A 24874-nucleotide genomic window follows, 5' to 3' on the forward strand; every position below is an offset into this window, starting at 1 on the left:
GACCGGCCCCGCCGCCCGGCGCGCCCCGGCGTGCCCCGGGACGGAACGCTCAGGAGGTGTACCGCGTGGTGCACACCGCGGTGATCCAGCGCCCGCCGCCCGCATGGGCGATCGCGCTCCTCTCGGCCTCGGCCCGGCTGGCGCCCTGACCGCCCCAGTAGCGGTGGGCTTCGGGGTTGTAGGCGACGGCACCGCAGCTGTTGACGAACGTCACGAGGACCTTGCAGCTGCCGCGGCAGCTGTTCAGCGCTCCTTGCCGGGCGGCGTTCGCGGACTTGTGGTCCCAGGCCCTGCCGTAGGCGCCGTCGGGTGCCACGGCGATGGCGCCGTAGTAGTTCGGCCGCGGTGGGGGAGGGGGCGGAGGCGGGGGCGGAGGGGCCTGGTGGGTCTCGGGGGCGGGTTGCTCGGGCAGTGGATCGGGGTCGAAGTCCTTGGCCGACGCAGTGGGGTCGGGGGCCAGGTCCGACGGTTCCTCGGGCACCGTGTCCCTGGGGGAGACGGGCGGATCCGGGACGACGGGAACGGGAGGATCGTCGTACGGCGAATCGTCCGGCACGTACGGGCTGCTGGAGACGACGGGGTTCACGGCGGGGCCGGAGTCGTCGTCCGGGGTGCCGTTTCCGTGCCTGAGCGTGGACAGCAGGATGATGCCGAGGAAGGTGGCGGCGATAGCGGCGGCGGCCTTGCCCGACGACTTCGTGGCCGGACTTCTCGCGGGGTTCCTCGCCGGGTTCCTCGCGGGGCCCGTTCCGGCCCGGGGCGGTGTGGGTGCCGCGGGGCGGGTCGCGCCGGGACGCGCGGCGCGCGGGGTCGAAGGAGGCGGCGGCGCAGGGGACTTGACCTTGGTGCGCTTGCCGGTCTGCGTACGGTTGCGGGCCTGCTCCAGCGGACGCAGCCACTCCGCCAGCGCCGGCCGCCGGGCCGGATCGTTCCGGGTGCTGCGCTGCGCGAGGTCCGCCAGCTCGGCCGCGACGCCGCGCAGCGGGCCCAGGTCCGTACTGACCTGGTCCTGGTTGAAGATCCTCGCGGCGATCAGCCCGAACTTGTACGTGTCGGAGGCCGGTGTGGCCTTCGTCGGCTCCGGGACGCTCCAGCCGGTGGTCTCGACCTGCGGCAGCACGTCCCGGTTGCGGTACCGCATCGAATCGCAGTCGATCAGCAGCACACGGGGCGCGCCGACCAGGGTGAACAGCACGTTCTTCGGGGAGAGATCGCCCACCGCGACGCCCCCCTTGTGCAGCCTGCTGAGCGTGGCGGCGAGGTCGGTGAGCAGGTCGAGCCTGGTGCGGTCGTCGAGCACCAGCCCGATGGTCCGCAGGAACGTTTCCGGGTTGAGCAGAAACTCCAGGCCCTGCTGTTTGACCCCGCCGATCGCGGCGCTGTTCAGCTCGAACTCGCTCCCCACGCGCTGCATGAGGAACCCGACCACGGTGGTGCCGGAGTTCGCGGGCAACGGCAGCTGTGCGGGTGCGTTGCCGGTGTGGACGAGCGCGTTCGGCCAGGCCAGTCGCGGGGACAGGAAGGCCCGGTCGGCGGGGTCGAGGGTGGAGAGGGGACCGGCGAGCGCGTGCAGCGCGTCGGGGTCGGGGCGCACCTGTGGCCGGTACTCCTTGTACGCCAGCGGCCCGCTGAGCCCGCCCGGTGTCCGGGGCACCCCGTAGACGATGCCCTGCCCGCCGTCGCCGAGGCGGTGCGCCGCGTACGGCCCGAGCTGGTCGGGCCTGACCCACAGGACGCTCATCGGGGGGCTCCCGGTGCCGTACCGCGCGGCCACAGCGCGATGAGGGTGCGGTCGTCCCCGAAGGTCTCCCGGGAGAAGTCCAGCAGATGCGCGAACCTCAACGGCGATACGGGGGAACGGAGTTCGGTGCGGAACAGCTCTCCCACGGCGCCCTCGCCGTCGCCGAGCGGGTCGCCGAAGCCGTCGGTCCCGACGAGCAGGACGGTGCCCGGTTCGAGGACGAGCGACAGGGGGCTGACGACCGCCGGGACGAGGGGCAGCGGCTCCACGACGGAGGACAGCAGCCCGTCCGGTCCGGTGGTCTTGCCACCGGCCAGTGCCCGGATGCGGTCGTTCCCGAGCAGCCACACGCCGGAGTCGCCCACCCAGACCACGGACACCTCCACTCCGCGCTCGGTGGGGGTGGCCGTGCCCGCGACCAGGGTCGTGCCCAGCAGATCGGCCGTCTCCCGCACCCCCGCCTCCTCCTGAAGGCGCAGCAGACGCCGGGCCTGCTCGCGCAGTTGCCAGTGCACGGTGGACAGGAGCTTGGGCCAGTCGGAGACGAGACCGCCCTTGTTCCGCACCTGCGACAGCATCTCGTCGACCGCGCTGCGGCACGCCAGCTGCGAGCCGATGTGCGGCTGGCGGGCCTCGGAGACCCCGTCGGCGACGGCGAACACCACGGTGCCGGTGCCCTGGTCCCAGGCCATCGCCGCGTCGTCCTCGCGCTGTGTGCCGTCGTGCCGGTGCTCGTAACCGCGCACGGACGCCAGCCGTACGTCCAGTGCCGCCGTCGACCAGCCGTCGCAGACGGTGTCGGGGCGGTAGGACATCCCCGTCGGCGGCACCGGGTCGAAGGCCACCACGGCCCTGTCCACGACGAGGGGCGCCCACGGGTCCGCCGGGCCGTCCGGCGGCCTCGGTGGTGCCGCCCGCGGCGGCGGAGTCGGCGGGAGCGGCGGCGGAGTCGGCGGTGGTCCCGGCGGTGGTGGTGGCAGCGGCGGTGGTCCCGGTGGCGGGGGCACGTGCCCGGTGGATCCGTGCCGCTCCTCCCCCCGGTGACGGTTGAAGTACGGCGCCATGTCAGATCACGTCGATCGCTACGGTGAAACCCTCCGGCTTGTCGACCTGGAGGTGCGGGTTCGACGAGTCGAGCGAGCGGCCGGAGGCGATCACGCTCTTGGTGAGCGCGGCGCAGAACTTCGCGATGGCCGCGCCGACGTCGACGCCCTTGTCGGCGACGAAGCCGAACTCCGGCCGGGTGGCGACCATGTTGATGGTCTCCGCGTCCGCGTCGCCGATCCCGCACGCGATGATGTTCGGCGCGGCGTGCGTCACCGAGCGGTCGGTGAGGCGGCGATGGGTCTCCTGCCAGTTCTCCCCGCCGTTCGGAGCGCCGTCGCTGAGGAAGAACACGGCGGGCCTGTGCACCTGGTAGCCCTGGCTCTTGAGGTCCTTGACGTCGGCCGGGATACGGTCGGTGAGGTCCCCGAACGCCGCGGCGTAGCTCGTCGATCCGCGGGTGTGCAGCTTCGGGAACTCGTTCGCGCCGCGCAGGTCCACCTGGTGCAGCCGCTCGATGACGTCGTCGGAGAACCCGAGGACCGAGAAGCGCACCTTGGCGGCGGCCATCGGCTCGCCCAGCAGCGCCTGGTGCAGCGACCGCAGCCCGTCGTTGAGGTCGTCGATGTGCTCGTACATCGACGCCGACTCGTCGGCGAGGACGTAGATGGGGAGCAGATGCCCCCGGTTGCTTTCCTTCATCGTCCGTGTGCCCCTCTCGTCTCGGCTACTGCCTGTTGTGTGCCGTGCGTTCAGGTCGGGGATCCCGTGGTGTGCGGGACGCTCGTCGGCGAGTCCCGGTTCCCTCCGGGCCGGTTCCGTCGACGGCCGGCACCGCCGCGCGCGGGGAGCGCCTCGCCCGGCGGTGTGCGGGGGGACCCCGGTGCGCCGCTTCGTCTCCTCGTTTCAGTGCACCAGGCGTACTGGTCGCGCACCGGGCGGAATCGGGGCGGATGCCAGCGGCCCCGTCGCGGGTGGCCGGAGGGCCCGGACGGCGTGGCGGCGGGGCCGTGTCCGGCGCCGGCCCGCGCGGGTCCCGGCCGGTGGGCGCCGGGCGTACCGCACCGGCCTGCCCGGGCCTCCGGGACCTGCCGGACCGGGCGTACCCGGCGCCCTGCGCCTCAAGGGGCCGGGTGTCCTGGCACCGGGGACCGGTCCTGCTCGATCGGCGCCCGGACGAGCCGCGGCTCCACCGGGTCGTCACCGGCACCGACGAGCGGCCCGCCCCTCACGCGCGGGGGCGGACGGCCCATCTCATGGGTCACGACGATCATCGTCATGCCCGCCCCTCACGCGCGGGGGTGGACGCTTGAAGCGGTCGAGGTGCTTACGGTGGAAGCGGCCCGGCCCTCACACGTGGGGCGGACGCATGCCGATGTCCCGGGCGCAGGCCAGTTCGATGACCGGCCCTCACGCGCGGCGGCGGACACATGCCGGTGAACGCGCCCACGCCGTCGCGGTGCTCGCCCCTCACGCGCGCGGGCGGACGGATGGTGGCGTACGTCGCGATCGCCCCGCTGGCGCTCGCCCCTCACGCGTGCGGGCGGACGCATGGCGGGGGAACCGTCTCGTCCTGGAGAGCGGCCCGCCCCTTCACGCGCGCGGGCGGACGAGACTGGATCGGGGCATCGTCCTCGTGGCCGGCGGACGCCCCTCACGCGCGCGGGCGGATGAGGCCGAGCGGCCCCTCCTGCCCCTCCGGACTCACCGGCCCCTCCGGTCTCACCGGATCGCCCGGTCGGCCGCCGACGGCCCCGGACGGCCCCGGCGCCCCGGGTGTCCCTGGTGGGCGAAGGCGGCCCACACCGACGGCCGCTCCAGGCCGGGCGGCAGGGCGTCGCCCGCCAGCGCGCTCCCCACGCTGTCGGGAACCCCGCGCCCGGGGTCGAGCATCCACAACTGGGCCGAGCGCAGGGCGCTCGCCGGGTCCTGGCCCTCGACCGCCACGAAGTGGTGGAACACCGCCATCATCAGCGCCGAGGCACCGTCGAGCGTCCTCCACCGCGACCCCACCACGTTCCGCGCGCCGCGTGCCACGAACGCCGTGGCCAGCGTCAGCGCCTCGTCGTGGTCACGGGTGCTCAGATCCGTCTCGCAGGCGCTCAGTACGATCAGCGGCCCGGCCCGGCCGGGTGCGGCGGTGGTTCCGGCCGTGGCGGCGGCGCCGTCCGAGCCGTCCAGCAGCCGGGTCACGGTCAGCATCCCCAGGTCCGGCGACGCGCCCGGTCCGCCCCGCTCGGCCGGCCACCCACCGCTGTCGCCGGGGAACGCCAGGCTGAGCGCCGACTCCGTCGGCCGCGATCCGGCGGACCCGTGCGACGCCACGTGCAGCAACGACGCCTCGTCCAGCACGGCGAGCACCTCGTCGGGCGTCCCGCGGCCCGGGGGCGTGGCCGGAGCCTCGTAGAACTCGCCGTAGAGCCGCGCCCCCGGATAGTACGCACGGTTCAGCGCGCCGATCTCCCGCTCCGCGTGCGTCAGGTCCATCCGCGGATCGGCGACCAGGACCGGAGCCGCGTCCACCGGAAGCCGCTCGCGGCCCACCGCCGCGAGGAACTGACCGCCCGACGCCGCGTAGGTGATCACCAGGTCCTGGCAGGCGTAGCGGTACTCGCCCCGGTCGCGGCGGCGGGCGGCATGCCACGGCACGACGCCGAGGTCCCCGCACGGCACCAGCACGAGGCGGAGGGGGCCACGCCCGGCGCGGGCGGCGACGCGGTGTGCGAGCTGCTCGGTCAGCGGTTCCATGACCGCGTACGAGGCCCAGTCGCACAGCCGGCCGAGGGCCCTCTCCCACCTGCGCTCGCGGATCTCGCCGCCGCCCCGGGAACGGGCCGCGGCCGTGTGCAGGTACTCCGTCAGCGGGCCGTTCCCCGTGGCGAGCAGCGACGGCAGGTCGAGCGTCTCCGGCCCGCCGCCCGGCCACAGGGCGATCGCCAGCCCGTGGGCCTCGCCCTGTCCGGGCAGGAGATAGACCAGTACGTCGGCGTCGCCCGCCGCGATCCCCGCCCGCAGCGCGGCCGTGGACGGGGTGGCGAACAGCGTCGTGCGGCTGTCGGGCTGCCGGTAGCCGAGCGCTTCCAGGGCCCGTCGGCGCAGGCTGCTGGGAAGGATCCGGCCGCCCTCTGCGTGCGGCGCGGCCGTCTCCCTCCGCCAGGCGTCGGCGAGTTCCCGGTGCCCGCGCGCCGCGAGCCGTTCGGGCACCCCGGTGGTGGCCGAGGCGGCGTGGAGCACCAGCGCGCGGCCCAGCTCCAGGGCCGTGACCGCCGCCTCCATACGGCCGCAGCCGATCGCCGTGCGGGTGGTCATCAGCGCGTGATTGGCCGCGGACCGGGCCACTTGCAGGCCGTGTTCGGAGCCGACCTGGAGGAGTACGTCGGCCGAGACCGCGTGCAGGGCGTCCAGCCCCGCGTTCGTGGCGGCGTGCAGCTCCTCCGGGTTCTGCGTCCGGAACCAGCGCAGCCAGTACGCCGTGACGAGGTGCCACAGGGCGCTCGCCGCGAAGGCCGTCTCCCGGCCCAGCCGGGTGCGTTCACGCGTCCGTTCCAGGCCCGCGATGGCCCGGTTCAGATCGGCCGGGTCGTCGGTGTGCTGGTAGCGCTCCATCAGGGAGAGCGCCGTGCGCTGCTCCTCGATCTGGCGTGCCAGCGGCAGTCCGGGGGCTGCTCGGTCCCCGCCGTACAGGCTCTCCTCGACCAGCGAGAGATCGTTCTCGTACTGTCCGCGCAGGAGCTTCGCCTGTCTGTTCAGCTCGCCCAGCATCTCGTTCCAGGGCGGTGGGGCCGAGCGCGTGCACTCCTCCAGGTACGCGAGTCCGCGCCGGACCTCCGACTCGTCCTCCAGCATCGAGCCATGGGCCTGGTGGGCCAGGCTCAGCGCCAGCGGAACGAGAATCCAGGAGGGCCGGTCCCTCGGAACGGTGGCGTGCAGGCTCAGCAGTTCGTCCAGGACGGCGTCCAGCTCCGCGGCGTTCTCGGTCCGTTCGGCGCGCGCGATCCGGGAGATCGCCGAGAGGACACGGATCGCGGCGTGGGCGTCGGCTTCCGGGCCGGACGCGGGGGCCGCGTTCGCCAGAGCGGCCATCATCTCCTCGGTCACGCGGTGCGCGAAGTCGTCGTCCTGGTGGCTGCCGCCGATGGCGCTCGCGCCGTGCAGCAGGGCGGAGCGCATGACTTGGAGGGTCAGGGCCATCGGGTGCCCCGGCGTCAGCCGCTCCATGGCCTCGGCCGTCTGGCGCACGGCCGTGTCCAGCAGCGTCGGATCTCCGGTGCCGATCGCCGCCGCAGCGGCGAGCAGCGCGGTGGCGATCTCGGGGCCGTCCCCGGCGTGGGCCCGGCGCGGGGAGGGGGCCCGGCCCGGAGCAGGGGCTCGGCCCGGAGCAGGGGGCCGGCGCGGGGAACCGGCGGCCGCGGGCTCCGGGGGCGGGGCGCCGTGGCCGGCACCTTCCCCGCGCGACGGCTCCGCGGGCGCCGCCGGATCGATACGGACTCCCAGCGATTCGGCCAGCCCGCGGATCTCGTCCCCGTAGCGGAAGCCCTCGGGCGTGGCGTCCTTGAGGCGCTGCCGCATCGTGTCGCCGACGTCGCCGCCCGACCGCAGCAGATCTTCGAGCACGGGCAGCAACGCGGCCAGCGGCTGGAACTCCGCCCGCAGTGCGGGCGGCATCGGCAGGTCCTCGATGTCGTGGAGGAGCGCGGGCAGTTCGGCCGTGCCGGCGCGGCCGATCTGTGTCAGGTACCAGTTCATGACGGCCGGGAAGTCGGCCACTGGGCCGCCGCCGGACCCCGGCGGCACCATCAGGAGCAGCAGCCCCAGCGCCGCGCACTGCCGCTCCCACTTCGGGGCCCGGGGCTCCGCCGCGCGGACTCGGCGCAGATGTGCGAGAGCCCGGTCGCGGTCCCGGTCCCGGTCCGCGGTGGGTCCGCCGTCCGCGTGCCGCAGGGCGAGCAGCACCCCCAGCCGGGCCGCCACGGCGTTGCGCGGCTGCCCGTCCGGCTCCAGCAGCCTTTCGAGCTCGGTCAGTTCGCCCAGCGTCCGGTCGAAGAAGGTCTGGTCGACGACGACCCCGCGCGGTGCTCTGGGCGGCACCCGGTGGAAGGGGAGCAGCAGATCGGCCCGCCCGGTGGCGTCGCGCGCCCAGGCCCGTAGCCCCCGTGTGCCGCCGTCGCCGTGGTCCATCGCGCCCCGCTCCGTAGCCCGCCGTGCCCGTCCCGGTGCTCCCAGGATGCCCGGTACCCGGGCCCTGATGGGCCGGATCGCGGGAACGGGCGGAAGGCGCCCCGGAAGCGACCGGGAACCGACCGGAGGCCCCTCACCGGGGCCGGGGTCCCGGCGTCGTACGCGCGGGCGCCGCCGCGAGCGGGCGCGCTGCCACGTGCGGGTGCCGTCGCGCGCGACGCCGTCACACGCGGGCGCCGTCACACGCGGCGCTGCCATGTGCGATGCCCCACGTGCGATGCCGTCACGTGCGACGCCGCCACGGTCCGGTCCGGTCCGGTCCGGGCCGGGCCGTGACGTGCCGGGACCGTCCTCAGGAACCGGCCGGAGGCTGCGGCTCGCGCCACATGGCCCACAGCGTCGGCCCGCCGCCCGGCAGCTTCAGTTCCTCGCGCACGGTGAAGCCGAAGTGCTCGTAGAAGGGCAGGTTGGACGACTTGGACGACTCCAGATAGGAGGGCAGGCCCGCCGCGTCGGCCTTGGCCAGTCCGGAACGCAGCAGGGCGGCACCCTGCCCCTGGCCCTGGGCGGCGGGGTCCGCGCCGATCAGCGCCAGGTACCAGTGCGGCTCCTCGGGCGTGTGCGCCGCTGCCGTCTCCACGGTGTCCTTGAACAGCCCGGCCCGGTCACCGAGGATGTTCAGCAGCTCCTCGATGGTCTCCGCGTCCGGAACGGCCTTGGCCTGCGCCTCCGGCGGTACCCAGAACGCCGCCGCGTCCCTGGTGCGCTCGCACACGCTGCTGTGCACGTACTGCCGGGTGAAGATCGTGGTGAAGTAACTGCCCAGTGACGCCTGGCGCGAGGCGTCGTCGGGGAAGAACGAACGCATCATCGGGTCGTCGTCGAAGGCGAGGGCCAGGGAACGGCTGATCTGCGCGGCGTCGTCGGCCGTGGCCGTCGTCGGTGTGTTCGTCATCTGCATACGGAGATTCTGCATCCGATGATCTTGGACGGCGGGGGCGGGTCGCGCCCGGCAGGGCGAAGGCCGGGCGGTGGTCCCGAAGGGGGAGCGCCACGGCGGCGCGGACGCGTGAGCCGCCCTCCCGCTGCCGCCACCACGACGACCGCGCGCACGACTTGGGGCCCGGCGGCGTCACCGGCACGCTGTCCGCCCGCGCCACGCCGCGCACCGACGCACCGACGCACGGACGCACGGACGCACGGACGCACCGACGCACGGACGCACCGACGCACGGGCCCACCGACGCACCGACGCACGGGCCCACCGGCGCACGGGCGGTGCGCGCCCTCGCCGGGGCGGCGGCGACGAGGCGACGAGCCGGCCGCGTCGCCGCCCCGGGGAGCGGGCCTCCGCCTGCACCGCGGCCGGCGGATGCTCGCCCACCGGCCGCAGCCGTGCCGGCGCGTCGGCAGCCCATGAGCCGGGGGAATTCATGGCCATGACAGGACCCTGCGGGAGGCGCCGCCTTCCCGGTCCCGTGGTGCCGGTGAGGACCGCGCCGACGCACCGAACTGGTTGGATCGCCGTATGACGGATTGGTCGGGACTCAGCCACGCCTACGGCTCCGCGCACGACATACCGGAGCTGCTGGACCGGATCGCGTCGGAGCCGAGCCCCGAGCGCTGGAGCGATCTCTGGTCGGCACTGTGTCATCAGGGCAGTGTCTACCCGGCAAGCTTCGCGGCCCTGCCCCGGCTGGCGGAGGTGGCGGGCAGCGACGACCGGAAGCAGGCGGTCGAGGCCCTGGGCCTGGCCGGTGCGATCATGGCGGGCTCCGAGCAGGCGCACGGCGCGGGCGATGTCCGCGCGCGGTACCGGGCGGAGGCCGGGGCCCTGCTGGCGGTGGCGTACCGGCACCTGCGGACGGCCTCCGACCGCACCGAGTACATCCACCTCCTGGAATCCGTGCTGAGCTTCGAAGGCGCCATGAGCTGGAGCGAGGACCTGGCCTGGGGGCTCGTGAACGAGGAGTACCAGGTCTCCTGTCCCGGCTGCCTGGCCGACCTGTTCGTCGTCGTCGGCGCACGCGGATTCTTCTCCACGAGCGTCGACTACGCGCTCTCGGACGACGACATCGGGACAAGGCCCCTGCGACCCGCGAACCCCGCCGACCTGGACGGCATCGGCGCCCGGCTCCATGGCATCGCCCTCACCGACGGTCACCACGAGGTCGCCGACGCCCTGACCCATGTCTTCGGCGAAGCGACGTGCCCGGACTGCGAGACGGACTTCTCCGTGGCGGAGCAGGTCGGCGCCGACCCGTCCGGCACGGACTGAGTGCGGGTCCGGCGGGACGCGGACCGCCCGGACCCCGTCGGGAGCGGCCGTCGGCCTTCGGCGCCCACGGCCGGCCCGCGACGGCACGGCGCGTCGAGCGATGACACAGCACATCGAGCGATGACACAGCACATCGAGCGCCCGCGCATGACCGCGCGACGGTGATGTACTAGAGTTATCTCGACATCGAGATATATGCCGAAGGCGCACCGCGGTCCGTCAGCCGGTAAGGGTTACCTAACTAAGCCTTACCTTAGCGGATGGTCGAGGGGCCGTAGGCGGCACCGCGTGGCGCCCGGCCCGATGAGGCGCGGCGCGGAGTACGCGCACATTGATGAAGGAGACTGTCGTGTCGGCGAACAGCTTCGACGCCCGCAGCACGCTGCGCGTGGGCGACGAGTCGTACGAGATCTTCAAGCTGGACAAGGTCGAGGGCTCCGCGCGCCTCCCTTACAGCCTGAAGGTGCTGCTGGAGAACCTGCTCCGCACCGAGGACGGCGCGAACATCACCGCCGACCACATCCGGGCGCTCGGCGGCTGGGACTCCCAGGCGCAGCCCAGCCAGGAGATCCAGTTCACTCCGGCCCGCGTGATCATGCAGGACTTCACCGGTGTGCCGTGCGTCGTGGACCTCGCCACCATGCGCGAGGCCGTCAAGGAGCTGGGCGGCGACCCGGCCAAGATCAACCCCCTCGCCCCGGCCGAGCTGGTCATCGACCACTCCGTCATCGCCGACAAGTTCGGCACCAACGACGCGTTCGCGCAGAACGTCGAGCTGGAGTACGGCCGCAACAAGGAGCGCTACCAGTTCCTGCGCTGGGGCCAGACCGCGTTCGACGAGTTCAAGGTCGTCCCCCCGGGCACCGGCATCGTCCACCAGGTCAACATCGAGCACCTGGCCCGCACCGTCATGGTCCGTAACGGCCAGGCCTACCCCGACACCCTCGTCGGCACCGACTCGCACACCACCATGGTCAACGGCCTCGGTGTGCTGGGCTGGGGCGTCGGCGGCATCGAGGCCGAGGCCGCGATGCTCGGGCAGCCGGTCTCCATGCTCATCCCGCGCGTCGTCGGCTTCAAGCTGACCGGCGAGCTCCCGGCCGGCACCACCGCCACCGACCTGGTGCTGACCATCACCGAGATGCTCCGCAAGCACGGTGTCGTCGGCAAGTTCGTCGAGTTCTACGGTGAGGGCGTCGCCGCCACCTCCCTCGCGAACCGCGCCACCATCGGCAACATGTCGCCGGAGTTCGGCTCCACCGCCGCGATCTTCCCGATCGACGACGAGACGCTGAAGTACCTGCGCCTGACCGGCCGCGACGAGCAGCAGGTCGCGCTGGTCGAGGCGTACGCCAAGGAGCAGGGCCTCTGGCTCGACCCGGCCGCCGAGCCGGACTTCTCCGAGAAGCTGGAGCTGGACCTCTCCTCGGTCGTCCCGTCGATCGCCGGTCCGAAGCGCCCGCAGGACCGCATCGTCCTCGCGAACGCCAAGCAGCAGTTCGCCCAGGACGTGCGCAACTACGTCGCCGACGACGAGGAGTCCGGCAAGGAGTCCTTCCCGGCCTCCGACGCCCCGGCCTCCACCAACGGCGTCCCGTCGCGTCCGACCACGGTCACGGCCCCCGACGGCACGACGTACGAGATCGACCACGGCGCCGTCACCGTCGCCGCGATCACCTCCTGCACCAACACCTCGAACCCGTACGTCATGGTCGCCGCGGCGCTCGTGGCGAAGAAGGCCGTCGAGAAGGGCCTGACCCGCAAGCCGTGGGTCAAGACCACCCTCGCCCCGGGCTCCAAGGTCGTCACCGACTACTTCGACAAGGCGGGCCTGACCCCGTACCTCGACAAGGTCGGCTTCAACCTCGTCGGCTACGGCTGCACCACCTGCATCGGCAACTCCGGCCCGCTGCCGGAGGAGGTCTCCAAGGCGGTCAACGAGCACGACCTGGCCGTGACCTCGGTGCTCTCCGGCAACCGCAACTTCGAGGGCCGGATCAACCCCGACGTCAAGATGAACTACCTGGCGTCCCCGCCGCTGGTCGTCGCGTACGCCATCGCCGGTTCGATGAAGGTGGACATCACCAAGGACGCCCTGGGCATCGACCAGGACGGCAAGCCGGTCCACCTCGCGGACATCTGGCCCACCGAGGCCGAGGTGAACGACGTCGTCGCCAACGCCATCGGCGAGGACATGTTCAACAAGTCCTACCAGGACGTCTTCGCGGGCGACGCCCAGTGGCAGGCGCTGGCGATCCCCACCGGCAACACCTTCGAGTGGGACCCGCAGTCCACCTACGTGCGCAAGCCCCCGTACTTCGAGGGCATGACGATGGAGACGACCCCGGTCGCCGACATCACCGGCGCCCGTGTGCTCGCCAAGCTGGGCGACTCGGTCACCACCGACCACATCTCCCCGGCCGGTGCGATCAAGGCCGACACCCCGGCGGGCAAGTACCTCACGGAGCACGGCGTCGAGCGCCGTGACTTCAACTCCTACGGCTCGCGCCGTGGCAACCACGAGGTCATGATCCGCGGCACCTTCGCCAACATCCGCCTGCGCAACCAGATCGCGCCGGGCACCGAGGGCGGCTTCACCCGCGACTTCACCCAGGCGGACGCCCCGGTGTCGTTCATCTACGACGCCTCGCAGAACTACCAGGCCGCCGGCACCCCGCTGGTCATCCTGGCGGGCAAGGAGTACGGCTCGGGCTCGTCCCGCGACTGGGCCGCCAAGGGCACCGCGCTCCTGGGCGTCAAGGCCGTCATCGCCGAGTCCTACGAGCGTATCCACCGCTCGAACCTCATCGGCATGGGCGTCCTCCCGCTCCAGTTCCCGGAGGGCGCGACCGCCGAGTCCCTCGGCCTGACCGGCGAGGAGACCTTCTCCTTCACCGGCGTGACCGAGCTGAACAACGGCACCACGCCGCGCACGGTCAAGGTGACCACCGACACCGGTGTGGAGTTCGACGCGGTCGTCCGCATCGACACCCCCGGTGAGGCGGACTACTACCGCAACGGCGGCATCATGCAGTACGTGCTGCGCAACCTGATCCGCAAGTAGTCGCGGCGGACAGCGGGGCCGAAGGGCCGCACCCCGGAACCCCGGGGTGCGGCCCTTCGCACGTTCCGCGCCCGTCCCGGCCCGTCGTTCCCATGGGCACCTCCGCGGGTCCTGGCCGGTGACGGAACGGCTCCGGCCACCTGGCCCCGCCGGGCCGGGGGCGGGCGCGGAACGGCGTGGACCACCCGTTCGCCGGACCGGACGGGCCACCGCGCGCCTCGCCGCGGGCGCACGGAATGCGATGGTGGTCCCGCGGGTTCCCAGAACTGCGGACCACGCGGAACGAACGGCACAGAGAGCGGATGACACCCATGGGCGAGCTGATCCTGATCCGGCACGGCGAGACGGAGTGGTCGCGGTCCGGGCAGCACACGAGCTACACCGATCTGCCCCTGACCCCCTTCGGGGAGCGGCAGGCCCGCGCGCTGGCGCCCCTGCTGACCGACCGGAGGATCGCGCTCACCCTCGTCAGCCCCGCCGTACGCGCCCGGCGCACCGCCGAGCTGGCCGGGCTCGCCGCCCCCCGCATCACACCCGAGCTGCGCGAATGGGACTACGGCGGCTACGAAGGGGTGACCACCGACGAGATCCGGCTCACCCGCCCGGAGTGGAACCTCTGGACCGACGGGGTCGCCCCCGGCCCCGAGGCCCATCCCGGGGAGACCCCGGCCGAGGTCGGGGCCCGCGCCGACCGGGTGCTGGCCGAGGCCGCGGAGGCGGCGGGCCGGGACGCGGACGAGGACATCGCGCTCGTCGCGCACTCCCACTTCCTGCGTGTGCTCACCGCCCGCTACCTGGGCCTGACCCCCGCCGAGGGCACGCTGTTCCAGCTCGCCACGGGGGCCGTCTCGCGGCTCGGCCACGAGCACGGCAAACCGGTCATCACGGCGTGGAACGTGACACTGCCACAGAGCCTGTTTCCCCGGGCTGTTCCCCAGGCCCCGGAACGGGACTGAACGCACCGACGGCCGGTGCCCCGCAGCGGGGCACCGGCCGTCGGCCTCAAAGCAGGTGGAACAGCGGGATCAGGAGACCAGCTCCACCTCCGCCAGCGTCCCCTCACCGGCGAACACCAGGCGGTAGTGCGCGTACGTGCCCCGCCGGTCCACCGAGAACACCCGGGTCTGTCTGTCCCAGGCGAAGGACTCGGCGGACCGCTTGTCGAGGTCCTTCCACGCCCTGCCGTCCGACGAGCCCTGGAGGACCCAGCCGGCCGGGGCCTCGGCCGCCTTGTCCGAGGTCAGTGTGTAGCGGACCGCGTCCGTCGCCGAGGGGACCGGCAGATCCACCGTGGCGACCCGGGCCGAGGTCGCCGAGGTGTTGTCGAACAGGGCGCCCGCGCCCTTCAGCACGTCCGCCTGGGGGGACGCCACCTCGTCGTCCGTGGTGATCGACGTCGGCGCCGCGTTCTTCCCGGTGCCCCACGACGACGGCCTCGGGCCCATGTCGAAGTCCAGCACCCCGCCCTTGGCCAGCAGGTCGTGCGGCAGCGACGTCGAGGTCCACTTCCTGCCGTCGACCCGCAGGCCCTGCACATAGATGTTCTTCGCGCTGTTCTTCGGCGCCCTGACGACCAGGTCGCGGCCGTTCTCCAGATGGACCGTGGTCTTCGTGAAGAGCGGGGAGCCGATCGCGTACTCGCCGCCGCCCATGACCAGCGGGTAGAAGCCGAGCGAGGAGAAGAGGTACCAGGCCGACTGCTCGCCGTTGTCCTCGTCGCCGTGGTAGCCCTGGCCGATCTCGCTGCCCGTGTACAGGCGGCTCAGGACCTCGCGGACCTTCTCCTGGGTCTTGTACGGCTGCGAGGCCGCGTCGTACATGTACGCGACGTGGTGCGCGACCTGGTTGCTGTGGCCGTACTGGCCCATCCGTACGTCACGCGCCTCCGTCATCTCGTGGATGACACCGCCGTACGAGCCGACGAACTCGGGGCCCGCCGTCTCCGGCGTGGTGAAGTACGTGTCGAGCTTCTTGGCCAGACCCTCCCGGCCGCCGTACAGGTTCGCCAGGCCCCGGCTGTCCTGCGGGGCCGTGAAGGCGTAGCCCCAGCCGTTCGTCTCCGTGTAGTCGTAGCCCCAGACCCGGGGGTCGTACGTCCCCGACGGGAGCCGCCAGTCGCCCTTGGCATCCTTGCCCTGGAAGAAACCGGCCTTGTCGTCGAAGAGCTGGACGTAGTTGCGCGCGCGGTTCAGGAAGTACGCGGACTCCTCCGCGTACCGCTTCTTCTTCGTCTTCTTGTAGAGCGCCTGCCCCATCCGCGCGATGCCGTAGTCGTTGAGGTAGCCCTCCAGCGACCAGGACAGGCCCTCGTGGGTCGAGGTGTCCGCGTAGCCCACGAACGGGGACGTCGCCATGCCCTTGCGGCCGACGCCGGAGGACGGCGGGACCACCGTGGCGTTCTTCAGCGCCGCGTCGTACGCCGCCTCCGCGTCGAACTTCACACCCTTGACATAGGCGTCCGCGAACGCGACGTCCGAGGAGGTGCCGGTCATCAGGTCGGCGTAGCCGGGGGACGACCAGCGGGAGATCCAGCCGCCGTCCTTGTACTGCTGGACGAAGCCGTCCACCATCTCGCCGGCCTTGTCCGGGGTGAGCAGCGAGTACGCGGGCCAGGTCGTCCGGTAGGTGTCCCAGAAGCCGTTGTTGACGTACACCTTGCCGTCGACGATCTTCGCCCCGGTGTGCGTGGGGGTGTCGGTGCCGGTCTGCGGGGAGAACGGGCTGGCGTACCTGTCCTTGCCGTCGACCTTCTCGAAGCCCGAGTTCGGGTACAGGTACAGCCGGTACAGGCTGGAGTAGAGGGTGGTCAGCTGGTCGGCCGTGGCACCCTCGACCTCCACCTTGCCCAGGATGTCGTCCCAGGCCCGCTGCGCCCGGTCCTCGACCCGGCCGAAGGAGCGGGAGGCGGGGATCTCGGCGGCCAGGTTCCGCTTCGCCTGGTCGACGCCGATGAGGGAGGTCGCCAGGCGGAGGTTCACCGTGCGGTCCTTGCCCGCGTCGAAGCGCAGATAGCCGGTGACGTCGTCGCCACCGCCGCCGGACAGCTTGCCGCTGCCGGTCACCGGGGCGTCGAAGACGCCGTACACGAAGAGGCGGGTGGCTCCGGTGGAGCCGCCGCTCTTCACGTCGGAGAAGCCGGTGAAGGAGCTGGTGGCCGGGTCGAGGGTGAGCCCGCCGTCGTTGGAGACGTTGTCGAAGACGATGCTCGCGTCGTCACCGGGGTAGGTGAACCGCATCCGGGCCGCGTGGTCCGACGGTGTCATCTCGGCCTTGAGGCCGTTGTCGAACGTCACGCCGTAGTAGTGCGGCTTCGCCGTCTCGTTCTCGTGGTGGAACGGCAGCGCACGCGCCGTGCGGGAGGCGTCCGGGGTGCCGGAGGCCGCCGACGGCATCAGCTGGAAGGTCTGCCGGTCGCCCATCCAGGGGCTCGGCTCATGGCTGGCGCTGAAGGCCTGGAGGGTGGGCAGGTTGTCGTCGTTGTTGCCGCGCGCGTAGTCGTAGAGCCAGCTCGTGGAGCCCGCGTTGGTGACCGGGGTCCAGAAGTTGAAGCCGTTGGGGACGGCGGTGGCGGGGAAGTTGTTGCCCCGGGAGAATCCGCCGCTGGAATTGGTGCCGCGGATCGTGGACGCGTAGTCGGAGAGGTGCGGGCGGCGCTTCTCGGGCGCCTTCGGGGCGATCGCGATGTCGTCGATCCAGCCCTGGAACTTCGCCGTGCCCCGGGGGGAGTCGTACGCCACCAGGATGCGGTCCACGGTCTTGCCCGCCGCGACCGTGCCGATCGTCGACTCGACCTTGTTCCACTGGTTGACGTAGAGCCGCTTGGCGTCGGCCTGGCCCTGCGGGGTCAGCAGCCCGCCGTTGCTGTCGGTGGCCCGCAGATCGCTCAGATACGTGCCGTCCGTGAACGCCAGGTCCACCGCGACATGCGTCGCCGGGTAGGAGAGGTCGGTCTCGCCCATCTGCGGATAGACCAGATAGGACAGCGCGGTGTCACGGCCGACCGCCGTGTTCACATCGAAGACCTTGTTGTACGAGTAGGCGCGGCCGTCCGCCTTGTGCGTACCGGCGTACCGCAGGGCCTTCTTCCCGGTGAAGCCCGCGCCCGCCTTCGCGGTGGGGGAGCCGGAGGGGCCGCGGTCGACCTGGCTGCGCATCTCGGCGGGGGCCGGGGCCGAGGTGTCGCCGTCGGAGAACTGTACGTCGGCGAGCTGGGTGGCGTCGGAGGCGCCGTTGTTCCCGGTGATCTCCAGGCGGTAGTGCTGGTAGGCCGTGTCGGAGGTGAAGTCGTACGACTTCGTCCGGAACCGCTCGGAGAACGTCTGGCCGGTCCGGGAGTCGAGCTCCTTCCAGTCCTTGCCGTCGGTGGAGCCCCGCAGCGTCCAGTCCTTCGGGTCGCGCTCGGCGTGGTCGTTGGCCGAAGTCAGCGCGTACGTCACGACCTTGACCGGTGCGTCGAGATCGAACTCGACCCAGCCGGTGGGCGCGAAGGCCAGCCACTTGGTGCCGGACTCCCCGTCGATCAGGTTCTCCTTCACCTCCCCGCCGCCGGTGTTCTCACCACTGGCGCGGACGTCCGTCACCCTGTCGGTGACATTGCCCGGGATTCCTGTGGAGAATCCGCCATCGACACCCGATGACCGCTTCTTTCCGTCAGGGCCCTCTTCCACGGTATTGCGCCAGTCCGGCTGCTTTTCATCCGATTCGAAGGACGAGCTGAATGTCCGGTCCCCCGAGGGGGGCCGTCCCTTTCCGTGACCACCGGCCGACTCCGCGGCGGCCGCCGCTGGGGCGGTCATGACGAGGACCAGTGAAGCCGCGATCAGTGCGGCCGTACGGCTTTGTCTCTTGCGAGAACCATGTCGGGGCTGCATGTCGAGCCATTCCTCCCGGGGGAAGTGCACCTGGACAACGTTGTCAGAGAGATGCGCAAGGTCCAGTAGGGAGGCAAGTGCCGGGGTGTGTCAAGGGTGTTGGGTGTGGAGCACAAGCCGTATCGACCGGAATGCGGAAATCGTTACACCCGGGCGATGAGCGTGCGGGGGCCATGTATCTGCGAGGTCTCAACTCGGGAAAGACTGCTGCTCAAACTCGCATTCGATCTTGCTCAGTCGGCCGTGAGTGGACTATACCTGTCGGCGTCTGCACAGCCGTTTCGGCGACGCGGGCAAGGGGGACGTGGGGGAACGGTCGAGGACGGCACGACGGGTGCATCCGATGCCCGCTCTCCCTCAACCCCCCACTGCACATGGCTAGCCTGAAAATCAGCACTACCCAAGCGCAACTGACCGCGGTGGCGGGGCCCTTCGCCTGAGGCGAATATCGACGGGCGACCGGTACACACCGCCTGAGTCCTGGAGAAGGCGAGGACTTGAGCATGGGATCCACCTCCGCCCACAAGAATGAGGGCCTTGGCCGTCGCGATGTGATCAAGCGATCGGCCGCACTCGGCCTGATCAGCGTTCCGGCGATGGGCTTCCTGTCGGCGTGCGCGAGCGGCGACAGCGGCGGCGACAAGAAGGTCGAGAAGGGCAAGGTCACCAAGGCCAACCCGCTCGGCGTGAACGAGACGGCCCCGCTAGAGGTGGTCATCTTCGACGGCGGCTTCGGCCAGCAGTACGCGATCGACGCGGAGAAGAAGTACAGCGCGGCGTTCCCGAAGGCCCCGAAGGTCAAGCACGTCGCGACCCAGAAGATCCAGTCGCAGCTGCAGCCCCGCTTCAACGGCGGCACCCCGCCGGACCTGATCGACAACTCGGGCGCCGAGCAGATGGACATGGGTGTCCTGGTCGGCAAGAAGCAGCTGCTCGACCTGACGCCGCTGATGGACGCCCCGTCCATAGACGACCCGAACAAGAAGGTCCGCGACACGCTGCGTCCCGGTGTCCTGGAGATGGGTCAGTTCGACGGCGACCCGGTCTGGATCATGTACTACGCGTACACCGTGTACGGCGTCTGGTACTCGCAGACCGCGCTGGAGAAGCTCGACGCGGAGTACCCGGAGGACTGGGACGCCATGCTCGCGCTCTGCGCGAAGGCGAAGAAGAAGGGCATCGCGGGCTGGACCTACGCCGGTAAGTACCCGTACTACCTGCCGTTCTCGCTCTACCCGTTCATCGCCAAGATCGGTGGCCGGGAGGTTCTCGACAAGATCGACAACCTGGAGCCGAACGCCTGGCAGGACCCCGCGGTCAAGGCGGCGTTCGAGGCGTACTACGAGCTGTACAAGAAGGGGTACATCCTCAAGGGCACCCCGGGTCTGACCCACATCCAGTCGCAGACCGAGTGGACCAAGGGCAACGCGCTCTTCATCCCGAACGGTTCGTGGGTGGAGAACGAGGCGGCCCCGACCACGCCCAAGGACTTCAAGATGATGGTCGCCCCGCCGTCCGGCCTGGACTCGTCCGACAAGCTGCCCTTCGGCACCATCTGGGCCTCCGGCGGTGAGCCCTTCATCGTCCCGGCCAACGCGAAGAACCCCCAGGGCGGCATGGAGCAGCTGCGCATCATGCTCTCCGAGGAGTCCTCGAAGAACTTCACCAAGCAGGTCAAGTCCCTCAGCGCGTTCAACGGCGGCACCGACGGCCTGACCCTGTCGACCGCCATGCAGTCCGGCGTCGACTCGCTGAAGAAGGCCGGCGACAACGTGGTGAACCCGCGTCTTCAGGACTGGTACGTGAAGCTCCAGAAGGAGCAGATCGGTGTCGCCGGTATCGGCGAGATGATGGCCGGCCGCGCGACCCCGGCGGAAGCCATCAAGAAGATCCAGGCCTTCGCCGACGCGGCCGCCAAGGACCAGTCCATCAAGCACTACAAGCACCAGTGAGCAACCGTCACCAACGGCGGCACCCGCGGAAAGATCGGGGTCGGTAAACGATGCAGCACGGCAAGTACCGTTTCATCGTGGGGTTCTTGGTAGTCCCACTCGCGCTGTATGCGGTCTTCGTCATTTGGCCGTTCATCCAGTCCATCTACTACTCGTTCACGGACTGGACCGGCCTGAGCCCGGACTTCAAGATGGTCGGGTTCGACAACTACACGAAGATGCTGAAGGACGACATCTTCTGGAAGTCGTTGCAGCACAGTGTGTTGCTTGTGCTGCTGCTGCCGTTGGTGACGCTGGGCCTGGCGCTCTTCTTCGCCTTCATGCTCAATGTCGGAGGCCGGCGGCGCAAGAACGCCGCGGTCTCCGGCGTGCGCGGCTCAAGTTTCTACAAGATCGCCTATTTCTTCCCGCAGGTGCTCTCGATCGTCATCGTGGCCCTGCTGTTCCAGTTCGCGTTCAACCCCCGTGACGGGATGCTGAATGCCACGCTGGAGGGAATCGGCCTGGGGTCCATTCAGCCGGACTGGCTGGGCGACCCGAGCCTGGCGCTCGTCTGCGTCATGTCGGTGCTGATCTGGTCGACGGTCGGATTCTTCGTCGTCCTCTTCTCGGCCGGAATGGCGTCCATCCCGAAGGACTTCTACGAGGCGGCCCTGCTCGACGGCGCCAACCGCTTCACCACGTTCTTCCGGATCACCCTTCCGCTGCTCTGGGACACCGTGCAGTCGGGCTGGGTCTACATGGGGATCCTGGCCCTCGGCGTGGAGGCGTTCACCGCCGTACAGGTCATGACCGTGGGCCCTGGTGGCCCCGACTACTCGACCACGGTCCTGCCGCTGTACGTGTACCAGACGGCCTTCCGTGACGGGCAGGCCGGCTACGCGACGACGATCGGTGTCGGACTGCTCATCGTCACCATGGCCTTCGCCGCCATCGTGATGCGACTGGGCCGGCGCGATCGGCTGGAGTTCTGATGCTGCGATTCCCGGGAGACGGCCCCCGGACCCCCAGCAGGCACCACAGGTCGGCCTCCGTGTCCGGCTCGACAGTACGAGGTGAGTACACGTGAAGACGACTGACACCCCTCCCGCGGCCCCGGCCGCGGAACCGGCCCCGGTGGCCAAGGCGCCCGCACCCGCCGCCAAGGAGAAGGGCAGCGAGGGCCAGGTCCTCAACGTCTTCTCGCACGGTGTGCTGATCATCTGGGCGATCCTGGTCGTCATGCCGCTGCTCTGGGCGGTGATGGCGTCCTTCAAGACCGACGACTCGATCCTGTCGACGCCGTGGGCCCTGCCCGACAAGCTGCACTTCGAGAACTGGTCGCGCGCCTGGAGCCAGGCGCACATGAGCGACTACTTCTTCAACACCGTCGTGGTGGTCGGCTGTTCGCTCGTCGGCACCCTGCTGCTCGGCTCGATGGCGGCGTACGTACTGGCGCGGTTCGACTTCCCCGGCAACCGCTTCATCTACTACATGTTCATCGGCGGGATGAGCTTCCCGATCATCCTGGCGCTGGTCCCGCTGTTCTTCGTCATGAACAACATGGGCCTGCTGAACACGCGGCACGGACTGATCATGGTCTACATCGCGTACTCGCTGCCGTTCACCGTCTTCTTCCTCACCTCGTTCTTCCGGACGCTGCCGACCTCGGTGGCGGAGGCGGCGATGCTCGACGGCGCCTCGCACACCCGGACGTTCTTCCAGGTGATGCTGCCGATGGCGAAGCCCGGCCTGATCAGCGTCGGCATCTTCAACTTCCTGGGGCAGTGGAACCAGTACATGCTGCCCACGGTGCTCAACACCGACCCGAACCACCGGGTGCTCTCCCAGGGGCTGGTCGAGCTGGCCAACAGCCAGGGGTACAAGGGCGACTGGTCCGGTCTCTTCGCCGGTCTGGTGATGGCGATGCTGCCGGTCCTCGCGGCCTACATCATCTTCCAGCGCCAGGTCGTCGCCGGACTCACCGCGGGTGCGGTGAAGTAACGTCCCGGCACCGTCCCGCACTCACGAACCGCCCGTCGGCCACGCGCCGGCGGGCGGTTCGCGTGTCCGGGGACGGCCGTCCCCGGTGCTCATCCGAGGCTTCGCTTGCTCAAGGTCTTGACGGGGAGTGCCGCAAAACGCTCAGCTTAGAGTTCACATGTTAGAGAAAACGGTAGGAGTGAGAGAGTCGATGGAGACTCCGGGGTCGCAGACATCTCTGCATCGCGCCAACCTTGAGCGGGTCGTACGCGCGGTACGTATGGCCGGCTCGCTCACCCAGGCGGAGATCGCACGGAGCACCGGCCTGTCAGCGGCCACCGTCTCCAACATCGTTCGTGAACTGAAGGATGGCGGCACGGTCGAGGTCACCCCGACCTCGGCGGGCGGCCGCCGGGCCCGCAGCGTCTCGCTCAGCGGGGACGCGGGCATTGTGATCGGGGTCGATTTCGGCCATACGCACCTGCGGGTGGCGGTCGGCAACCTCGCCCACCAGGTGCTCGCCGAGGAGGCCGAGCCGCTGGACGTCGACGCCTCCTCCGCGCAGGGGTTCGGGCGGGCCGAGCGGTTGGTCAGGCGACTGATCGAGACGACCGGGATCGGCCCCGACAAGGTGATCGGGGTGGGCCTCGGTGTTCCCGGCCCGATCGACGTGGAGTCCGGGACGCTGGGCTCCACGTCGATCCTGCCGGGCTGGACGGGCATCAACCCCAGCAAGGAGCTCTCCGGCCGGCTCGGGGTGCCGGTGTACGTCGACAACGACGCCAACCTCGGCGCGCTCGGCGAGCTGGTCTGGGGGAGCGGCCGGGGGGTCAAGGACCTCGCCTACATCAAGGTCGCCAGCGGCGTCGGCGCCGGCCTGGTGATCGACGGGCGGATCTACCGGGGGCCGGGCGGCACGGCCGGCGAGATCGGGCACATCACCCTCGACGAGTCCGGTCCGGTGTGCCGCTGCGGCAACCGCGGCTGCCTGGAGACCTTCACGGCCGCCCGGTACGTGCTGCCGCTGCTCCAGCCCAGCCACGGCCCCGATCTCACCATGGAACGGGTGGTCCAGCTGGCCCGCGAGGGCGATCCGGGCTGCCGCCGGGTGATCGGGGACGTCGGGCGGCACATCGGCAGCGGGGTGGCCAACCTCTGCAATCTGCTCAACCCCAGCCGGGTCGTCCTCGGCGGATCGCTGGCCGAGGCCGGGGAGTTGGTGCTCGCACCGATCCGCGACTCGGTCTCCCGCTACGCCATCCCGAGCGCCGCCCGGCAGCTCTCGGTGCTGCCCGGGGCGCTGGGCGGCCGTGCCGAAGTCCTGGGCGCACTGGCCCTCGTGCTCAGCGAGATGGGGGATTCGACCCTTTTGGAAAGCACCCTGCCGAAGAACACTCCTGCCTTCACTTAGATAACGAATGGCACCGTTGTCATCTCGTTAAGGATTTACTCCTTGACGCTGACGTTGCAGCCGAGTTGACTGCCAGCCACCTCGGCCGCAACGTTGCGGCCTCGTCAGGGAGGCAACCCGTAATGAACGCAACGACGCGACGCATCGTCATAGGCACGGCCGCACTCTCCATGGCCGTCTCCCTCGCGGCGTGTGGCAAGGCCGGTGACGACAAGGATTCCGGCAGCGGCGGCGACGGCAAGACCATCGGCCTGCTCCTTCCGGAGAACAAGACCACGCGCTACGAGACCTTCGACCGCCCCATCATCGAGGCGAAGATCAAGGCGCTGTGCTCCGACTGCAAGGTCAAGTACAACAACGCCGCGCAGGACAGCGAGACCCAGAAGAAGCAGTTCGACGCGCTGGTGACGCAGGGCGTGAAGGTCATCATCCTGGACACCGTCGACTACAAGGCCGCGAAGTCCTGGGTCGAGCAGGCCGCGAAGAAGGACGTCAAGGTCGTCGCGTACGACCGTCTCGCCGAGGGCCCGATCTCCGCCTACGTCTCGTACGACAACGAGAAGATCGGCCAGCTCCAGGGCGAGGCGCTGGTCAAGGCGATGGGCGCCAAGGCCAAGGACAGCAACGTTGTCATGATCAACGGCTCCCCGACCGACCCGAACGCCCCCTTCTTCAAGAGGGGCGCGCACAGCGTCCTCGACAAGCAGGTCAAGAAGGTCGTCTACGAGCAGGACATCCCGGACTGGTCGGCCGACGAGGCCAACAAGAAGATGGGAGCGGCCATCGACTCCCTGGGCAAGAACGGCTTCCAGGGTGTCTACTCCGCCAATGACGGCATGGCCGGCGGCATCATCACGGCCCTGAAGAAGCAGGGCGTGAAGGTTCCGGTCGGCGGTCAGGACTCCGAGCTGGCCGGTCTGCAGCGCATCCTCACGGGCGAGCAGTCCTTCTCGATCTACAAGCAGATCAAGCCGGAGGCCGAGACCACCGCCGAGATCGCCGTCAAACTGCTCAAGGGCGAGAAGATCGACGACCTGGCCCCGGTCAAGGTCGACAGCCTCTCCGGGGAGTTCAAGGGCACCCCGTCGAAGCTCTACGACGCCTCGGTCGTGACCAAGGAGAACATCGCGTCCACGATCGTCGCGGACAAGGTCTACAAGGCCGAGGAGATCTGCACCGCCCAGTACAAGGCGGCCTGCGACGCCGCCGGCATCAAGTAGTCACCCGCCGGCAGGCGTCCCCCGGTCCGGTCCGGCACCCGCCCCGTCAACATGCCCCGCAGCAGGGGCGGGCGCCGGGCTTCTCACCGGTTCCGGACCTTCACGGACCCCGGATGCCCCCCCCGGATCCCGGACCTCCCACGGACCCCCGGG

General features: G+C 70.6%; 15 protein-coding genes. 8 read left to right on the forward strand and 7 right to left on the reverse strand.

Features of this window, described 5'->3' with window-relative positions; translation table 11 throughout:
• Positions 1-49: 49 nt before the first annotated feature.
• From ACFVFH_RS17010 to ACFVFH_RS17035, 6 genes are all read right to left on the reverse strand, one after another.
• Positions 50-1741: a DUF4189 domain-containing protein gene (locus ACFVFH_RS17010; protein WP_383768761.1), complete on the reverse strand. Its 1692-nt coding sequence runs from the start codon at positions 1739-1741 to the stop codon at positions 50-52.
• Positions 1738-2589: a protein phosphatase 2C domain-containing protein gene (locus ACFVFH_RS17015; protein WP_383768764.1), complete on the reverse strand. Its 852-nt coding sequence runs from the start codon at positions 2587-2589 to the stop codon at positions 1738-1740. The genes ACFVFH_RS17010 and ACFVFH_RS17015 overlap by 4 nt, the downstream gene beginning before the upstream one ends.
• A 217-nt stretch (positions 2590-2806) precedes the next feature.
• Positions 2807-3487, reverse strand: coding sequence for a hypothetical protein (locus tag ACFVFH_RS17020; RefSeq protein ID WP_383768767.1), 681 nt, complete (start codon positions 3485-3487; stop codon positions 2807-2809).
• 419 nt (positions 3488-3906) lie between these two features.
• Entirely contained in the window at positions 3907-4065 is a 159-nt protein-coding gene (locus tag ACFVFH_RS17025; RefSeq protein ID WP_383768769.1) for a hypothetical protein, read from the reverse strand.
• A gap of 442 nt (positions 4066-4507) precedes the next feature.
• Positions 4508-7963: a CHAT domain-containing protein gene (locus ACFVFH_RS17030; protein ID WP_383768772.1), complete on the reverse strand. Its 3456-nt coding sequence runs from the start codon at positions 7961-7963 to the stop codon at positions 4508-4510.
• Between the two features lie 352 nt (positions 7964-8315).
• The gene (locus ACFVFH_RS17035) at positions 8316-8924 is read right to left on the reverse strand and encodes a GNAT family N-acetyltransferase (protein ID WP_383769043.1); all 609 of its coding nucleotides are present in this window, start codon (positions 8922-8924) and stop codon (positions 8316-8318) included.
• A 567-nt stretch (positions 8925-9491) separates the two neighbouring features.
• Here ACFVFH_RS17035 and ACFVFH_RS17040 point away from each other — a divergent pair.
• The 3 genes from ACFVFH_RS17040 (at position 9492) to ACFVFH_RS17050 (ending at position 14261) form a co-directional block, all read left to right on the forward strand.
• On the forward strand, positions 9492-10241 hold the full coding sequence (locus ACFVFH_RS17040) for a hypothetical protein (protein ID WP_383768775.1): 750 nt from the start codon (positions 9492-9494) through the stop codon (positions 10239-10241).
• Between the two features lie 349 nt (positions 10242-10590).
• A complete protein-coding gene (gene acnA, locus ACFVFH_RS17045) occupies positions 10591-13305 on the forward strand; it encodes an aconitate hydratase AcnA (RefSeq protein ID WP_383768777.1) in 2715 nt (904 codons plus the stop codon).
• 311 nt (positions 13306-13616) lie between these two features.
• The gene (locus tag ACFVFH_RS17050) at positions 13617-14261 is read left to right on the forward strand and encodes a histidine phosphatase family protein (protein WP_383768780.1); all 645 of its coding nucleotides are present in this window, start codon (positions 13617-13619) and stop codon (positions 14259-14261) included.
• Between the two features lie 69 nt (positions 14262-14330).
• On the opposite strand, the gene ACFVFH_RS17055 is transcribed toward ACFVFH_RS17050, so the two are convergent.
• Positions 14331-18176, reverse strand: coding sequence for a GH92 family glycosyl hydrolase (locus ACFVFH_RS17055; RefSeq protein WP_383768783.1), 3846 nt, complete (start codon positions 18174-18176; stop codon positions 14331-14333).
• Between the two features lie 503 nt (positions 18177-18679).
• On the opposite strand from ACFVFH_RS17055, the gene ngcE reads away from it, so the two are divergent.
• From ngcE to ACFVFH_RS17080, 5 genes are all read left to right on the forward strand, one after another.
• Complete coding sequence (ngcE, locus tag ACFVFH_RS17060) at positions 18680-20128, forward strand: N-acetylglucosamine/diacetylchitobiose ABC transporter substrate-binding protein (protein WP_383768786.1); 1449 nt, start codon at positions 18680-18682, stop codon at positions 20126-20128.
• Between the two features lie 50 nt (positions 20129-20178).
• Complete coding sequence (locus ACFVFH_RS17065) at positions 20179-21102, forward strand: carbohydrate ABC transporter permease (RefSeq protein WP_383768788.1); 924 nt, start codon at positions 20179-20181, stop codon at positions 21100-21102.
• A gap of 91 nt (positions 21103-21193) precedes the next feature.
• Positions 21194-22111: a carbohydrate ABC transporter permease gene (locus tag ACFVFH_RS17070; RefSeq protein WP_383768791.1), complete on the forward strand. Its 918-nt coding sequence runs from the start codon at positions 21194-21196 to the stop codon at positions 22109-22111.
• Positions 22112-22301: 190 nt separating this feature from the next.
• Complete coding sequence (locus tag ACFVFH_RS17075; RefSeq protein ID WP_383768793.1) at positions 22302-23501, forward strand: ROK family protein; 1200 nt, start codon at positions 22302-22304, stop codon at positions 23499-23501.
• Positions 23502-23623: 122 nt separating this feature from the next.
• A complete protein-coding gene (locus ACFVFH_RS17080; protein ID WP_383768795.1) occupies positions 23624-24721 on the forward strand; it encodes a substrate-binding domain-containing protein in 1098 nt (365 codons plus the stop codon).
• The last annotated feature ends 153 nt before the right edge of the window (positions 24722-24874 follow it).

The organism is Streptomyces sp. NPDC057697 (assembly GCF_042799335.1).
GTDB lineage: Bacteria > Actinomycetota > Actinomycetes > Streptomycetales > Streptomycetaceae > Streptomyces.

Bases quoted from the DNA above. Each gene is read 5' to 3' on its own strand.
- ACFVFH_RS17030 (WP_383768772.1), bottom strand. From the start codon at position 7,963: ATGGACCACGGCGACGGCGGCACACGGGGGCTACGGGCCTGGGCGCGC.
- ACFVFH_RS17040 (WP_383768775.1), top strand. From the start codon at position 9,492: ATGACGGATTGGTCGGGACTCAGCCACGCCTACGGCTCCGCGCACGAC.
- ACFVFH_RS17055 (WP_383768783.1), bottom strand. From the start codon at position 18,176: ATGCAGCCCCGACATGGTTCTCGCAAGAGACAAAGCCGTACGGCCGCA.
- ACFVFH_RS17020 (WP_383768767.1), bottom strand. From the start codon at position 3,487: ATGAAGGAAAGCAACCGGGGGCATCTGCTCCCCATCTACGTCCTCGCC.
- ACFVFH_RS17025 (WP_383768769.1), bottom strand. From the start codon at position 4,065: ATGACGATGATCGTCGTGACCCATGAGATGGGCCGTCCGCCCCCGCGC.
- ACFVFH_RS17065 (WP_383768788.1), top strand. From the start codon at position 20,179: ATGCAGCACGGCAAGTACCGTTTCATCGTGGGGTTCTTGGTAGTCCCA.
- ngcE (WP_383768786.1), top strand. From the start codon at position 18,680: ATGGGATCCACCTCCGCCCACAAGAATGAGGGCCTTGGCCGTCGCGAT.
- ACFVFH_RS17075 (WP_383768793.1), top strand. From the start codon at position 22,302: ATGGAGACTCCGGGGTCGCAGACATCTCTGCATCGCGCCAACCTTGAG.
- ACFVFH_RS17080 (WP_383768795.1), top strand. From the start codon at position 23,624: ATGAACGCAACGACGCGACGCATCGTCATAGGCACGGCCGCACTCTCC.
- ACFVFH_RS17010 (WP_383768761.1), bottom strand. From the start codon at position 1,741: ATGAGCGTCCTGTGGGTCAGGCCCGACCAGCTCGGGCCGTACGCGGCG.
- ACFVFH_RS17035 (WP_383769043.1), bottom strand. From the start codon at position 8,924: ATGCAGATGACGAACACACCGACGACGGCCACGGCCGACGACGCCGCG.
- ACFVFH_RS17050 (WP_383768780.1), top strand. From the start codon at position 13,617: ATGGGCGAGCTGATCCTGATCCGGCACGGCGAGACGGAGTGGTCGCGG.